Origin of the sequence: Paenibacillus sp. LjRoot153 (genome assembly GCF_964253085.1) — a bacterium.
Taxonomy (GTDB): domain Bacteria; phylum Bacillota; class Bacilli; order Paenibacillales; family NBRC-103111; genus Paenibacillus_E.
Genome location: NZ_CAXUQH020000001.1, coordinates 5,815,597 through 5,829,773, shown reverse-complemented (window position 1 = coordinate 5,829,773; position 14,177 = coordinate 5,815,597). Strand labels below are relative to the sequence as shown.

Here is a 14,177-nt window from a genome sequence, read left to right as displayed (position 1 = left end):
GTCTATACACTTGGCTCGTTCTGTTCTAGGTTGGAAACAGTGGAGGATACGGTTGATGGATGTAGCGTTTCGTGAAGTTGTTTCTCTAGCTGTTTAACTTTACGCTGCAGCTTATATTGACGTACCATGCCGAACAGACCCACAATTAGACCACCTAATAAGGTTGAGGTTAAAATGACGAGAATCAAAGGTGTGGACGTCGTGACGAACACGAAGTTTACTTGTACCGGTTCTACATTGACGACAGCGAAAACCGCTGTGATTAGAGCAAACACTAAAGCACTGATTAGGATCCATTGCATCTTCATATAGCCATCATCCTCTCCATTAATAAAAAGGTTGAAAGCCGCTGCTTTCAACCTTTTTATTTTCCTGCTATCCGCTCTCGTTAGCAACCGGAGGGCGGGTGTAATCTCGGAATTGTTTACTTCGTAAGCTCTTCCATTTGATCCAGTAATGAGCTGAATACGCTCATCGCTTGTTTAATCGGCTCAGGTGTAGACATATCCACGCCAGCCTTCTTGAGAATGTTCAGCGAGTAGTCACTGCCGCCGCTTTTGAGGAAGCCGAGGTAACGGTCTACCGCTGGCTGGCCTTCATCCAAAATCTGCTTCGCAAAGGAAGTAGCAGCAGAGAAGCCTGTCGCATATTTATAAACATAGAAACTGTTGTAGAAGTGAGGAATACGTGCCCATTCCATCTCGATATCTTGATCCACAACCATGTCATTGCCATGGTAGAGCTTATTCAAGCCATAGTAGATTTCGCTGAACTCTTGTGGTGTCAGGGATTCGCCTTCTTCAGCTTTCTCATGCGTGATCATTTCAAATTCTGCAAACATCGTTTGACGGAAAACCGTCGTACGGAACTGATCTGCGTAGTACGTGAGCAAGTACATTTTTTCCTTCGGATCCGTTACACGTTTCAAAAGGTAATCCATGAGAAGGGCCTCATTTAGTGTAGAAGCAACTTCAGCTAAGAAAATGGTGTATTGCGCATAACGATACTCTTGGTTCTCATCCGACAAATAAGAATGAATCGCGTGACCCATCTCATGCGTCAACGTAAACATGCTGTTCAAATTGTCTTTATGATTCAACAATACGTACGGATGTGTGCCGTAAGCACCCCAGCTATAAGCACCATTGCGCTTATTTTTGTTCTCGTATACATCGATCCAGTGGTTGTCGAAACCGTCTTGAAGAATTTTTAAGTAATTTTCGCCTAGCGGTGCCAAGCTTCTCTTGATTTCTTCTTTTGCTTGCTGATATGTAATATCCATTTTAAACTCTTCAACGAGCGGTGCAAATAGGTCGTACATATGTAACTCATCGACCTTGAGCAGCTTTTTACGCAGTTTGAGATACCGTTGCAGCTGCGGCAAGGATTCATGAATGGTGGAAATTAAGTTCGTATACACTTCTTTCTTGATATTGTCACCGAATAGGCTGGATTCAAGAACAGAAGGGTAATGACGCGCTTTGGCGTAGAAAATGTTTTTGTTAATATTCGCGCTTAGAGTCGCACCAATCGTATTTCGATTATTGCGGTATGTTTCATAAACCGCTTTGAAAGCATTCTTCCGAACCTCAGGGTCACGGCTCTCTAGGAACTGAATATAGCTGCCGTGGGTAAGCTCAACTTCCTCACCTTTTTCATTCTTCACCTTTGGAAATTTCAAGTCTGCATTGTTCAACATGCCGAAAATCGTACTTGGTGCCCCCGCCATCGTACCTGCTTGAGCAAGAAGTGCTTCTTGTTCTTTAGATAATGTATGTGGCTTCTGACGAATCATTTCTTCAAGCGTATCTTTATAAAAAGATAAGGAAGGATCACTCACAAGCTGCTGAAGCTTTTCATCTGAAAGGCTTAAAATTTCAGGAGAAATGAAGGAAGCTGCTTCCCCAACTTCAACACTGAGTTTTTTTGCTTTTTCGGATAAGGCCTGATAAACAGGTTCAGCTGTATCTTCATGATGCTTCATGTTAGCGTAGACGTATAATCTTTCCATTTTCACAGAAAGCTCATCTTCCAATTGGAAAATTTGCTTAACGGAAGGCGCATCATTAAGTTTTCCTTGGAAGGCACTGACTTTGCTAAGCGAGCTTTTTACCTCTTGAAATTCCCGATCCCAAGCCTTCTGATCGGCAAATAAATCCTCCAATTGCCAACGGTGCTCGGCCGGTACTTGCTTGCGTTCCAATAATTGAGTCATCGGAGCCCTCCTGTTCTTGTTTTGAGATTGGGGTAAGCTGGTATCCTTTGCGTGTAAATCAGCTATGGGGATGGTGCTAAGCAGAATGCCCATTACAGCTGTTACATAAAGAAGGCGCATTGCAGTCACGCTCCCGGCATATTCCCATGAGGGATGTTCTAACTGAAATCCCAATCCATGGTTTTCACCTAGTATGACCGTTTGCCTGTTCAATTATTATTATACAAAACAAACGACTCTGCCGTCCACGATGGACGAGCGCGTATGGAAGTATTTTCAAGTTCCTGCTCGGAAGAAGCTAAGCAAGATGAGAACGAAGGATATGGAAACCATAACAATCGCCAGCAAAGCCAGATAACGTTTCATTTGTGCCGGAAGGCTGTCTTTTTTCATAATCAAAATGATTGCCAGGCAAAAGGATACAATTACAAATGTGAGTATAGATCCAGAATCGGTCATCGAAAATCATCCTTTTTCCTATAGAGTATGATACTTGTTCCATATCATACTAATTTTCGCTACGCAGGGTCAAACTCCTTTTTCAACCGGCATGCTGCATGGAATCTCGGGTCGTCTCATCATCTTCCTCTTTCACAAGAATGAACTTACCGCGAGAATCCATTTTGACCGTATAACGATCCTCAGGGGAAATTTGTGCCTCTTCACTAAGTTCTTTGGGAAGTGTTAATTGCCCGCTATCCCCGACACTTACCTGATAGCCAATCATCTTTGACCATTTACCTGCACCAAGCACGAGGACGACGAGTAAGCCAATGAATAACCATTTCCCTAACGGGTTGGATTCGAAGAAAGGGGCTAGGAATTTCTCGCCAGTAATCATCTTTCCTGCGGTAAGTGCAAGTACGCCAGCTCCGATATAAATAATCGATGGGTACTTTTCAATCCATTTAATGAATAAGGTGCTTCCCCAGACCACGATAGGAACACTGACAAGTAGACCAATAATGACGAGAAGGAAATTCCCGTGTGCCGCGCCAGCGACCGCGATAACATTATCTAAACCCATGACCGCATCTGCGATGATGATGGTCCGAATAGCTGCCCACATGCTGTCTTTCACTTGCATATTTTCATGATTTTTCTTTTCGCTCAGAAGCTTATACGAAATCCATATCAGCAAGATACCACCGATAAGCAGCAGTCCAGGTATTTTAAGAAGCGTTACAACAATAAGTGTAGCTAATGCACGAATAATAATCGCGCCAACCGTGCCCCAGAGAATAACCTTCTTTTGTGTTTCCTTTTTCAAATTACGTGCAGCCATCCCAATTACAATCGCGTTATCACCAGCAAGCACCAGGTCAATCAGAATAATACTTAGCAGAGAGACGAAAAAGCCCGTTGACAACCAATCCATACGCGAACACACTCCTTCAAGGTTTTTTGGATGCAAAAAGAGCCCAGCACCGTTTGACCGATGAAGGCTCTAATTCATCAAAAAAGACCTTCACCAATGAACATGGCAAAGGTCTTGCTAACAACGTTGTCGTTGCCAATAAAGCCGGGATCTGATGAGGATCCGAATTGACGACTTTACTGTATCAGCTACTCCCCTTTGGAGTGTTACTATGAGATTATACGTTTATTATATGCGGTACGTTTCAAAATAGTCCTCATTTTTTTTACCACATAAGAATTTATAAGTTTCCGGTACTAGGATGAACAAATTCTTATTGGCGATAAAAACTACATTTAAAACGCGGTCGCTCATCTTCGAATGACTTCGATAGAAGTTTTTCTCATACGTTTTTAAAAGCATCCATAATAGCTTGCAATTCTTCTTCTGTGCCATCGAATTTATCCTTAGCAAAACGCTCGCTGGCCCAGTGGAGCATGGCAGGTCGACCAATAAAGGTGTGGCACTCTTCGCCCCATTGATCGGAAATCTCGGTTAAGACGATTTTGGTGCCTTGCACCTCGACATTGAGCATGTTCCATTTATCTTTTTTATAAATCGTATGTCTTTTGAAGGGTTGATGCGACATGGCTGTTTTCCTCGTTTCTGTAATAAGCTTATAGATGTAAACAATGGTATCATAAAATGCCTTTATTTCCAAACAGGCGGATCGTTTTTTCGTTATTTTCTTGTTGCGCTGGGGAATCTCTCGTGATAGAATTCTCCTAATCCTTTCCAGAGGGAAGGGGTTATGAGCCGAGTCGAGGAGAGATGAGCATGGAACAGAAGCGTGTTTATGAGCAAGTTGGGGTTGCAATGACCTCGAGATCGTATGTGGAATATGAGAAAATGTTTATGTTGCAGAGGGCAGATCTGGTTGGGAAACGGGTGTTGGATGTCGCCGGAGGCGCATCTTCGTTTACGGCAGAGGCTAGGCAGCTTGGGATTGAAGCAGAGGCGGTTGATCCGTTATATGCGAAGTCGCCAAGTGCCATTGCAGAGCATGGGATGCAAGAGATTGAGCTTGTAGCAGCGAAGATGGCGAAATTAACTGATGTGTACGATTGGACGTTCTACGGATCTGTCGAGCAACATCGGGCAGGACGTATTCATGCACTTCAGCGTTTTGTTGAGGATTTCTCAAGCGCAGAAGGATCAGCCAGATATCATATAGCTGCTTTACCTTCATTACCATTCGAAGCGGAGAGCTTTGATCTCGTGATGTGCAGTCACTTTCTCTTTTTATATGAAGAGCAGTTTGATTATGCGTTTCATTTGGCAGCTGTTCGTGAGCTGCTTCGCGTTTGCAAGCCAGGTGGCGAGGTAAGAATATACCCGCTGATGAGTTTCCGCACAGAGGAATATTCTCGTCTCCATGATCTAATCAATGAGTTCGAGTTGGCTGGATTTACCCTTCAAAAGCGAGAGGCTAGTCTACCTTTTCTACCTAATTCTCATCAATTTTTAAGCATAAAAAAGTAGCCCTCTGCATAGTGGAAAACCTTGGTACATCAACAAATTTCAGCTTATCCACCTCGGAATTTCCGTTGATTTTTCACCACTCAAATGGTATAATTTCCTTATTCGCCATAGATGGCGATATTTTTAGGAGGTTGTTCATTTGAAGGGTACAGTGAAATGGTTTAACGCAGAAAAAGGGTACGGTTTTATTTCTGTTGATGGAGGCGACGATGTATTCGTTCACTTCTCCGCAATTCAGGGCGAAGGATTCAAAACATTAGAAGAAGGCCAATCCGTTGAGTTTGATATTACTCAAGGTAACCGTGGTCCTCAAGCAGCTAACGTCACCAAATTATAAGATTCTGGGACTCCCTACTTATAAATAGTGTCATAGCACAAGCAATAAAGACAGTTCTCGAGTTCACTCGGGGCTGTCTTTTTTGTTTGCTTCGAAGATCACGACAAATGATGCTGCCTAATCAATTTCTTATTTCGGCGGGTATAAGCCGTGCCATAGAATGTCGATAATTTGCGTTGCGGCTTCCCCCTCATGTGGAAACATTTTATTACCGTCGCCATCAGTCGCATGTCCCATCATGAGGAGTGAGGTATACGCACGAGCTATCACACGTGGATTGACTGGACCAATTTCCCCGGAGTCAATCGACTTTTGGAATTCTGTTTCGAGCGCATCCAATATGCCTTGTTCGGATTTGCGCATGGCTTTCATTTGCTCCTCGGAAAGTGTGGCTTCCATCTTGCGCATGAACGAATGCAGGTCGAAATCGACCGCTTTCAGATGTCCCTCTGTAATACCGAGAAGCCTTTCGCGAAGCGGAGCAGGCTCGCTTAAACGTTTAATGGTTACACGTCTTACGTTATCCATCAATTGAATCATGGAGGCTGTAAGAAGGTCGGACTTGGAAGGGAAATAGTAATACACAGATGCTTTCGTTACCTTGCATTCTTTGGCGATATCGTCCATAGAGACGGATTCGAAGCCCCGAGACAAAAACAACGGAATAGCCGTCATTAAAATTTTCTGATTAAGAGGCATGTCTCCCTGGGAGACGCGTGGTCTGCCGAGAGGCTTTGATTTTTTTTCCATAAGTGTCACTCCTGAGAGGATTCTAAATATAACTTGATTAATTAACTATATAGTATATATAATTAATTCTGTTACAAGATTAATTATATCACTATTTCATTTTATAGGAGAGAGGCTACGTCATGCATGAAAATCCTTTTTTCAGTAAAATAGGAGGTATTGTCGCCGGTCGCCGCAGTAAATGGGTAACATTGGCCATTTGGATTTTACTTACAGGCATATTATCTGTCTTTTTACCTAACGTCAATTCACAAGAAAATAATGCTGCTAGGCAACTGCCATCCGATTCTTGGTCGCTCGAAGCAGCAGCGTTGATGAAAGAACAATTCCCAAGTAATGAGGGTGTGCCAGCGCTCGTTGTTTGGTATCGGGGATCAGGACTGACGGATCAAGATTTGGCAGCTGTTCAAAAGGTTACGAAACAGCTCACAGATACACCGTTAGCTGCTCAAAAGGGATTGCCCCCTTTGCATCAGATACCAGCTCCTACACTAAAAGGCATGGTATCCAAGGATGGCAAAATACTCGTCCTGCCGATTTCGTTTAACGAAGGGACGGAAACGGAAGTCCTCCAGGAAGGAATGAAGAAGCTGGAGGAGATAACCGTAAGTCAATTAGGCAGTGACCCCTTTGAAGCTAAAATAGAGGAAGATGGCTTGCATGCGCGAATTACAGGCCCTGTAGGCATTCAGACGGATGCAACGGCGCTATTCAAAGGAGCCGATTTTACACTGTTGTTAGCAACGGTGCTGCTTGTTCTTGTTCTTCTCATTTTACTATATCGCTCGCCGATCCTGGCTATTATTCCACTGATTGGCGTAGGATTTGCTTATGGCGTTATTTCACCTATTCTTGGATTCATGGCCAAGCAAGGTTGGATCACGATAGACGCGCAGTCGATCTCCATTATGACCGTCCTATTGTTCGGAGCAGGAACGGATTATTGCCTCTTCTTCGTGGCTCGCTACCGACAAGCACTATTGATTGAGAAAGATAAATATTCCGCACTTCGTGTTTCATTCGGTGGTTCAACAGGGGCGATCGGGATGAGTGGACTCACCGTAATTGTTTCCTTACTGGGCTTACTATTTGCTCATTATGGCTCCAATCATCGGTTTGCGATTCCGTTTAGTGTAGCAATCTTCATTATGGCCATTGCGAGTCTGACTCTTGTCCCAGCGCTTCTTGCCATTATTGGACGTGTTTCTTTCTACCCGTTCATTCCTTTGACAGCAGAAATGCGAGCGGAGAAAGAAGCGCGCAAAGGGAAACGCATACGCGAGCACAAGCCTATTGGTGCCATGAATGCTGCGCTTGGGCGAGTGGTAACGGAAAGACCCAAAAGCGTGCTCGCTATTTCATTATTCATTCTTATTGCCTTGGCAGCTTTTGCCCCACAAATTAAGTTTACGTATAATATTTTGGAATCGTTCCCTTCCACAATGCCGTCACGAGAAGGCTTTAGCTTGTTATCAGACCATGTTTCACCAGGATCCCTGGCGCCAGTTAAAGTGGTTGTTAATACGGAAGGGAAGACAGCGGATGTTCAAGGAACGCTTGCTAAGTTACCTTATGTGGAATCGGTGAGCAAACCAGAGGATAGTAAGAAGGATGCTAATTATAAGGCGTATGAGTTGATTTTTAAGCAAGACCCGTACGACTTGGATATCATCAATCGCATTCCTGAGATTCGAAGTACATTGGAACAGAAGCTAATTGAAGCGGGGATAGCGAACCCGCAGGTGTGGGTTGGAGGAGAGACTGCCACCCAATTTGACACCAAAACCGTTGTAGAGCGGGATACGAAAATTGTTATCCCTGTGGTTATCACCGTTATCGCGATCCTCTTACTCGTGTATTTACGTTCCATTGTTGCAACCGTCTATCTGATTGCAACGGTACTGCTTTCCTATTACTCTGCACTAGGTGCTGGGTGGCTAATATTGCACTATTTCATGGATACAGCAGCAATCCAAGGATTAATTCCGCTGTATGCATTCGTATTCCTTGTAGCGTTAGGTGAGGATTATAATATTTTCATGATTTCGAGTATTTGGCAGGCAAAGGATCGATTGAAACTAAAGGATGCGATTCGTTTAGGTGTAAGCTCAACAAGCAGTGTTATCACATCGGCAGGTTTGATTCTAGCAGGCACTTTTGCAGTATTAGCCTCGCTGCCGATTCAAGTACTTGTGCAATTCGGTGTCATTTGTGCCATCGGTGTTATATTAGATACCTTCATCGTAAGGCCGTTCCTTGTCCCGTCCATCACCATGCTGCTTGGAGATGCGGTGTTCTGGCCAAGTGAAGTGAAGCGGACGCGACTCGCGTCTGGTTCTAAGAATTAAGTATGGAAAAAGGAGCTATCCGCAATCGCGGACAGCTCCTTCTACTTTTAGTCGATGATTTCAAGAATATCGTCAATTTCTTTACGCGCCATTTTACCAGGTTTATCCTTCGGATAGCCAAGGGAAATGACCATGTTAATTTGGTACTCTGCTGGAATCTCCAGGTAAGCTCGAATTTGATCCTGTGCTAACAGCACAGGGCCTGTCATAGGGCAAGTAGCGAGCCCTCTAGCATGCGCAGCAAGCATAAGGTTCTGCGAAGCTAGGCAAGAGCTCTTGATGCCTTCTTCGGCCCAAACATGATCATCGACCAATTGAATCGGGTCAAAGATGCGATCACGGAATTTGGATTCATAAGGTGTCGCCAAGCAAATGATGAGAACAGGGGCGTCCGAGAAGGCCGTTGCATAAGGTCCGAAGGATCTTACCAGCATGCGTGCTTCTCTAGATAGCCCTTTCTCCTCGGCAGCCGCGGCACGTAGATGCAACTGGTCCCAAGTCAATTGCTCGATATGTTTGATCTTCTCTGTATTTCGAATGGCGATAAATTTCCATGTTTGTGAGTTCGTATCACTGGGAGCATAACGAGCACAGTCGATGATTTCGCGAATATCTTCAACTGCGACTGTTTGCTCGGTAAAGTTGCGAATGCTGCGTCGATCAAGAACGATGGTTTTGAAATCTTCATACATCATAATAAATGTGTACCTACCTTTGCTGCTCATAATGTTCATCTTGGTTTATTACTTGGTACTAAGACTATATCCTTATTATAGGGGAGATCTACAAGGAGTACAACTGCCGTTACTCCCAATATGCTCAAACTATAAGGAAATAACGATTCTCTTATCATCGACTAGGAAGAGCTTCCTCATTCTTTTGAAACAAATACGTGCACAGAAAGCCTATGGCAGACGTTGTGGATAAGCACGCTGCAATGAGATAAACGGTACTTCCGCCAGCTTCGTTATAGATCCATCCACCAGCCGTGCCGCTTATCAAACCAGCTATACTAGACCAGGCCACAGCGAATATGGCTTGACCTGAAGAGCGGTACTCATCCGGAATAATTTGACTCAAATAACGATTCGCGGTAAAAAGGAAAACACCGAAAGTTAAGCTATGGAGAAGCTGAATGCCGATGATCCAAATTGGATCTTGGATGAAACTCATCATGACGAAGCGGAAAGCGTAAATCACACCAGCAAAGGCAAGTAAGGGCAATTCCTTGAAGCGATGCCCATGCTTGCTCAGAAAGAAAAAGACAGGAATTTCACTGAGTGCTGATGTCATCCACGCGTAACCGATGAGTGAATCTGAGGCGCCGAGCTGACGCATATACAGGGCTAAGAAGCCATCATTAAACCGATGTGAAACCGACATGATGATCACAAGTATAAGGAACCAGATGAATTTTTTGGAACGGATAATGTTCACCATGCCGCCAAAGGCCATTTTTTTGCCGCCTGAACGTGTATCTTTCAGCAGAAAAAGAATGATTAATGTACAGCCTATCGTTATAAAAAGCAAGAGAGGTGTAAGTCCCGTTCCATATGCTCGTAAGATTAGACCGAAGCCTCCAGCTGAAAGTGCGAAGCCAATGGAGCCATAGACGCGGAAGGAAGCATAGCTTTTCCCACTAGATCGAATATGCAGCATGACTTGACTGTCATTTAAGGAGTTCACTGGCTGTTGGAAGAAGAAAAACGCTGCCAAACAGACGTAGAGCAGGGAAAACCAGCCTGCGGTAGATACTAAGACGGCAGTGACGAGCTGACCGAGGATCAGAATAATCATGATCTTTTTTACCGTTTGAAATCGGTCGCTCAGAAATCCCCACAACAGGTTGGTTGCAATGCCGATCAGTGGTCCAATGGCGTAGAGCAAGCCGATTTGGATCTTAGAATAGCCTTTATAATCGAAATAAAGCGGGAAAAAAGTCACAACAATCCCCATCGTCATAAAAAAAGAAAAAGTAAACATTTTGAGCAATCGATCATTTCTATCAATCGCATTTGAATTTGACAAGCGTAATCATCACCATTTCGTTACATATTTTCTTGAGGTTGATTAGGTTGTTGCACATCATTAGTTCGTTTGAGCACATAGATGACGACAAGCAGTTCTGCCAACATGCCCACTGATTGTGCCAGCGCCCCAATCATCCCATTCCAGTCTGGAACCGTTGCAATGGCAACGAATAAAGTGAATACCGTTATAGTAGCATTCGCAGATTGCGAGAAAACCATGATTTTTGTTTGGCCGCGCAGCATAATAATTCCATTCATATAATCAAGCCATGGGAATACAATCGTCATGATCATGAAAATTCGCATTGCACTCAGACTGGCTTGCCGCAGCTCCGCATTTACACCCATGACATGAGTCATAAACCAAGGACCGATCGGTGTATAAGCCAGTATGGCTATTAGTGTTCCTGGAATGAAGCTGAGCAGGAGAATGAATTTTTTGACTCGCGCAGCATCTTTACGATAGAAATTCAAGACGATTTGATGTATGTATGAGAAGAAACTCATCACTAACTGAGTTAAGGATCCAGCGATCGCAAAGGACGAGATGGCTAGATGGATATGTGTTGTTTTGCCTAACATGGCATTAATAGATGGTCCAATAATGACTGCGATAACTGATGAATATAATAGCGGCTTATAAAAACTGAAAATTTGCTGCTTCGTCTCAATCGGATGATTAGGCGCTTTCTCCGGAATAACATGCTTGAGTAAGCTTGTACCCTCCCAAATTGCAACAGCTGCTTCAATGACCATGCCAACAAGGAAGATTATGGCACCCACTTTACCGCTAGAGACGTTATCCGTTGTAATGAAATATAAAGATAAGAAATACATCGCGATAATCCGTACGCCCATGCCGATGGTGAGCCATTTGGTACGCATATTGAAAATGATAATCCCGTGAAATAAACAACGCAGACCAGAGAAGATGCTTACGTACATGAGGATACGGTAAACACTTAATGTAGCAGCAAGCATTTCACGTTCTACGCCGAAAAAATAAAGAAACACCCATTCTCCAACCGGTGTATAACAGAGAATGAGACCAAGCAGGATGATACAGGCAAAGACATATGAGCTGACAACGCCCATGGCGCGGAACGAAACCCGATCCCTGACGAGTGCAGAGCAGGCTTGTCGTAGCAATACAACGGGTCTTTCAGTCAGTCCTAGTAGACTTAGGGGGATGGCATAGCTGGCGATGACGAGCTCGGGATTATCAGCCCTTGCCAATGTGCTATTAATAATAACATGCGAGAGGGTTACAAGCGTTGCAGAAAGTCCGAGGGGGAGGAAAAAGGAGATGAGCTGTTTCCATGTGATGGTTTCCTTTAGTGACTTAGCATTCATCCAAATCGCACTCCTTCGCGTTTTGCAAAACATTTCTTAAGTATATCAGAAAATGAATTCAGGATAACATACAATTTTAACTGGAAACCGAAGGTTTGAAGTGATACATTTAAAGGTAGAATGTTTCTTGAACATGACTGACAGCTTTGCCTGCAAGGAGGTACATAGGAATGAACAGCTATTTTCAGTATGATGAGAGACTCGGCATTGAGATTCCCGTTTTGGAATTGGAGTGGGATATGTATGATGCTGCAGTTCGCATAAATCTTTTATTACAGTGGGAACAAATTCGAGGCGTTATTCCGGATCGTATCATGAAATTGGAAGCACAAATCATTGAAAAGCAAAATAAACTCGATAAGGAAGACGATTTTGTAACCTCCTGCCGTTTGAATTCCGATATTGCTGACTTGGCTTCAATCATAAATGATCTTCATCTCTGGTTTCGAACTAATCAGGATTTGGAATCAAAAACCCACCATTAATGGTTGTCAATGAAGGGAGAATGACTGCATGCATAGCAATAAGGATGGGAATAACTGGCTAGGAACGATAGCGAAACCACTTCTGGAACATCTCCCTGCGCTTTATCCAATTGAAGAGTGGGACGTTGCGATGGATGCACGGATCGAAGAACTCTCTACGGCGTTGATTACGGAAGGAAGTCCTGAACAGCAGCCCTATGGGTTAGCCATTAAAGCAGGCCTGTTTCTTCTAAATGAAAGCCTGGATAAATCTCATGATATATCGCAGGAAATTACGAATCCAACCGGAAGTTACTGGCATGCCCTTATGCATCGGATGGAAGGCGACTATAGTAATGCGAAATACTGGTTTAACGATGTTGGTCATCATCCTATCTTTTCTAATCTAATCCAATGTGTAAGAGATAATCTATCGCTCAAAGACTTCATGGAATTGGAAAATGAAGCTCTTCGACATAAGCTTGAAGTACTTGTAACATCGCCAGTTTGGAATCCATATGTATTTATTGATGTGATTGAAATTCAGGTATCGCTTGTTCAGAATCCTACAGTTGATAGTTGGTTACGCCAAATACAGCGATCTGAAATGCAATTGTTACTTCAATTCTGCTATGAACAAAGTTGTGGAGGAAGTTTACTTGAAGCAATTGGACAAAAGTAGATTAAGAAGCCATGCGAAGGTACCGCAGGGGCCCATCCGATTAATGATCAGTGTATATCGTTATATTTTACCCGGTGTCAATGAGCAATTGATCTTCTGGAAAAGTAAAGCGGCGAATATTCCCGATGAAGAGCTTCGTACCCAAGCGCTAGCAAGCATTGCAACGAAGCAGTTCCATTGTCAAGGAGGAGCTGTGTATGCAGCTGCTCATTTATCGATGCGCCATGTGCTTATTCCACTTATCGTTGCATTCCAGTCGATCAGTGACTACTTGGATAATTTATGTGATCGAAGTACGTCGCTTGATCCTAAGGATTTTCGGCAATTGCATCAATCCATGCTAGATGCGGTTGATCCTGCGAAGCCTCTGCATGACTACTATGCGTTCAGAGATGAGAAAGAAGACGGCGGCTATTTAAGAGATCTTGTTCAGCAATGCCAGACTTCGATTAGCCAGATGCCATCGTACTTGAAAGTGGCTGATCAGGTAAAAGAGTTTGTTGGCTTATACTGTGATTTACAGGTGTACAAGCATATTCGTAAGGATTTACGCGAGCCACAGCTGCATCAATGGTGGGATTATTACCACCATAAGTATAGCCAGATCGATTGGAATGAGTTTGCGGCTGCAACGGGCTCAACCTTGGGTATGTTTATGTTATTTTTAGCTGCGTGTGATCCGATACTGACGGACAAGCAGGTGGAATCCATTCGGGAAGCTTATTTTCCTTATGTGTGTGGACTTCATATCTTACTCGATTATTTAATTGATCAAGAAGAAGATATTGAAGGTGGAGACCTGAATTTCTGTACCTACTACGATTCGTTAGATACAACCGTAGAGCGTATCGCTTTCATTGTCCAAGAGGCGAGAAGTAAAATTTTGTTCTTGGAACATCCGAGATTTCATCGTATGATAATCGAAGGTTTGCTTGCTCTTTATTTATCTGACCCTAAGGTCAACAGTCAACACCAAGTGAAGAAAATCTCAAAGCGTCTGATGAAAAACAGTCCTTTAACCAGGCTTTTTTTCTGGATAAATAGCATGTACATCCGTACGACATCATGAATGTCATTCACAAGAATTATGAAGGAGGAA

The 14,177-nt window shown here is 43.5% G+C and carries 14 protein-coding genes and 1 pseudogene; 6 read left to right on the top strand and 9 right to left on the bottom strand.

Going from position 1 to position 14,177, the window contains the following annotated elements; translation table 11 throughout:
- Nucleotides 1-2: 2 nt before the first annotated feature.
- The 5 genes and pseudogenes from ACSQ8P_RS25120 to ACSQ8P_RS25100 all read right to left on the bottom strand — a co-directional run bounded on the left by ACSQ8P_RS25120 (nucleotide 3) and on the right by ACSQ8P_RS25100 (nucleotide 4,221).
- Nucleotides 3-308, bottom strand: coding sequence for a LapA family protein (locus tag ACSQ8P_RS25120; protein ID WP_436237682.1), 306 nt, complete (start codon nucleotides 306-308; stop codon nucleotides 3-5).
- A 116-nt stretch (nucleotides 309-424) separates the two neighbouring features.
- Nucleotides 425-2,215: an oligoendopeptidase F gene (pepF, locus tag ACSQ8P_RS25115; protein ID WP_436237681.1), complete on the bottom strand. Its 1,791-nt coding sequence runs from the start codon at nucleotides 2,213-2,215 to the stop codon at nucleotides 425-427.
- A gap of 276 nt (nucleotides 2,216-2,491) precedes the next feature.
- The gene (locus tag ACSQ8P_RS25110; protein WP_028556538.1) at nucleotides 2,492-2,674 is read right to left on the bottom strand and encodes a hypothetical protein; all 183 of its coding nucleotides are present in this window, start codon (nucleotides 2,672-2,674) and stop codon (nucleotides 2,492-2,494) included.
- Nucleotides 2,675-2,951: 277 nt separating this feature from the next.
- Nucleotides 2,952-3,593: pseudogene (locus ACSQ8P_RS25105) on the bottom strand (TerC family protein); the annotation flags it as partial.
- Nucleotides 3,594-3,975: 382 nt separating this feature from the next.
- Nucleotides 3,976-4,221 (bottom strand): hypothetical protein, encoded by a 246-nt coding sequence (locus ACSQ8P_RS25100; RefSeq protein WP_436237680.1) that lies wholly within the window; start codon nucleotides 4,219-4,221, stop codon nucleotides 3,976-3,978.
- 188 nt (nucleotides 4,222-4,409) lie between these two features.
- Here ACSQ8P_RS25100 and ACSQ8P_RS25095 point away from each other — a divergent pair, with 188 nt between their 5' ends.
- Nucleotides 4,410-5,114, top strand: a complete 705-nt coding sequence (locus tag ACSQ8P_RS25095; RefSeq protein WP_436237679.1) for a class I SAM-dependent methyltransferase — start codon at nucleotides 4,410-4,412, stop codon at nucleotides 5,112-5,114.
- A 139-nt stretch (nucleotides 5,115-5,253) separates the two neighbouring features.
- Entirely contained in the window at nucleotides 5,254-5,451 is a 198-nt protein-coding gene (locus ACSQ8P_RS25090; RefSeq protein WP_028556542.1) for a cold shock domain-containing protein, read from the top strand.
- A gap of 129 nt (nucleotides 5,452-5,580) precedes the next feature.
- Here ACSQ8P_RS25090 and ACSQ8P_RS25085 read toward each other — a convergent pair whose 3' ends face one another.
- The gene (locus ACSQ8P_RS25085) at nucleotides 5,581-6,201 is read right to left on the bottom strand and encodes a TetR/AcrR family transcriptional regulator (protein ID WP_436237678.1); all 621 of its coding nucleotides are present in this window, start codon (nucleotides 6,199-6,201) and stop codon (nucleotides 5,581-5,583) included.
- A 122-nt stretch (nucleotides 6,202-6,323) separates the two neighbouring features.
- Here ACSQ8P_RS25085 and ACSQ8P_RS25080 point away from each other — a divergent pair, with 122 nt between their 5' ends.
- Nucleotides 6,324-8,549, top strand: coding sequence for an MMPL family transporter (locus tag ACSQ8P_RS25080; protein WP_436237677.1), 2,226 nt, complete (start codon nucleotides 6,324-6,326; stop codon nucleotides 8,547-8,549).
- A gap of 47 nt (nucleotides 8,550-8,596) precedes the next feature.
- On the opposite strand, the gene ACSQ8P_RS25075 is transcribed toward ACSQ8P_RS25080, so the two are convergent.
- From ACSQ8P_RS25075 to ACSQ8P_RS25065, 3 genes are all read right to left on the bottom strand, one after another.
- Entirely contained in the window at nucleotides 8,597-9,244 is a 648-nt protein-coding gene (locus ACSQ8P_RS25075; protein WP_436239598.1) for a nitroreductase family protein, read from the bottom strand.
- A 154-nt stretch (nucleotides 9,245-9,398) separates the two neighbouring features.
- Nucleotides 9,399-10,577, bottom strand: a complete 1,179-nt coding sequence (locus ACSQ8P_RS25070) for an MFS transporter (protein WP_436237676.1) — start codon at nucleotides 10,575-10,577, stop codon at nucleotides 9,399-9,401.
- A gap of 20 nt (nucleotides 10,578-10,597) precedes the next feature.
- Nucleotides 10,598-11,932: a multi antimicrobial extrusion protein MatE gene (locus ACSQ8P_RS25065; RefSeq protein ID WP_436237675.1), complete on the bottom strand. Its 1,335-nt coding sequence runs from the start codon at nucleotides 11,930-11,932 to the stop codon at nucleotides 10,598-10,600.
- Between the two features lie 170 nt (nucleotides 11,933-12,102).
- On the opposite strand from ACSQ8P_RS25065, the gene ACSQ8P_RS25060 reads away from it, so the two are divergent.
- From ACSQ8P_RS25060 to ACSQ8P_RS25050, 3 genes are read left to right on the top strand one after another with little or no spacing between them, the layout of a single operon-like run.
- The gene (locus ACSQ8P_RS25060; protein WP_173116444.1) at nucleotides 12,103-12,417 is read left to right on the top strand and encodes a hypothetical protein; all 315 of its coding nucleotides are present in this window, start codon (nucleotides 12,103-12,105) and stop codon (nucleotides 12,415-12,417) included.
- 28 nt (nucleotides 12,418-12,445) lie between these two features.
- Nucleotides 12,446-13,078 (top strand): hypothetical protein, encoded by a 633-nt coding sequence (locus ACSQ8P_RS25055; RefSeq protein ID WP_436237674.1) that lies wholly within the window; start codon nucleotides 12,446-12,448, stop codon nucleotides 13,076-13,078.
- 43 nt (nucleotides 13,079-13,121) lie between these two features.
- A complete protein-coding gene (locus tag ACSQ8P_RS25050; RefSeq protein ID WP_436239597.1) occupies nucleotides 13,122-14,147 on the top strand; it encodes a tetraprenyl-beta-curcumene synthase family protein in 1,026 nt (341 codons plus the stop codon).
- Nucleotides 14,148-14,177 lie beyond the last annotated feature (30 nt).

Excerpts from the sequence above, each read along its gene's own strand:
- ACSQ8P_RS25120 (WP_436237682.1), bottom strand. The coding sequence starts at position 308 with ATGAAGATGCAATGGATCCTAATCAGTGCTTTAGTGTTTGCTCTAATC.
- pepF (WP_436237681.1), bottom strand. The coding sequence starts at position 2,215 with ATGACTCAATTATTGGAACGCAAGCAAGTACCGGCCGAGCACCGTTGG.
- ACSQ8P_RS25110 (WP_028556538.1), bottom strand. The coding sequence starts at position 2,674 with ATGACCGATTCTGGATCTATACTCACATTTGTAATTGTATCCTTTTGC.
- ACSQ8P_RS25100 (WP_436237680.1), bottom strand. The coding sequence starts at position 4,221 with ATGTCGCATCAACCCTTCAAAAGACATACGATTTATAAAAAAGATAAA.
- ACSQ8P_RS25095 (WP_436237679.1), top strand. The coding sequence starts at position 4,410 with ATGGAACAGAAGCGTGTTTATGAGCAAGTTGGGGTTGCAATGACCTCG.
- ACSQ8P_RS25085 (WP_436237678.1), bottom strand. The coding sequence starts at position 6,201 with ATGGAAAAAAAATCAAAGCCTCTCGGCAGACCACGCGTCTCCCAGGGA.
- ACSQ8P_RS25080 (WP_436237677.1), top strand. The coding sequence starts at position 6,324 with ATGCATGAAAATCCTTTTTTCAGTAAAATAGGAGGTATTGTCGCCGGT.
- ACSQ8P_RS25075 (WP_436239598.1), bottom strand. The coding sequence starts at position 9,244 with ATGATGTATGAAGATTTCAAAACCATCGTTCTTGATCGACGCAGCATT.
- ACSQ8P_RS25065 (WP_436237675.1), bottom strand. The coding sequence starts at position 11,932 with ATGAATGCTAAGTCACTAAAGGAAACCATCACATGGAAACAGCTCATC.
- ACSQ8P_RS25060 (WP_173116444.1), top strand. The coding sequence starts at position 12,103 with ATGAACAGCTATTTTCAGTATGATGAGAGACTCGGCATTGAGATTCCC.
- ACSQ8P_RS25055 (WP_436237674.1), top strand. The coding sequence starts at position 12,446 with ATGCATAGCAATAAGGATGGGAATAACTGGCTAGGAACGATAGCGAAA.
- ACSQ8P_RS25050 (WP_436239597.1), top strand. The coding sequence starts at position 13,122 with ATGATCAGTGTATATCGTTATATTTTACCCGGTGTCAATGAGCAATTG.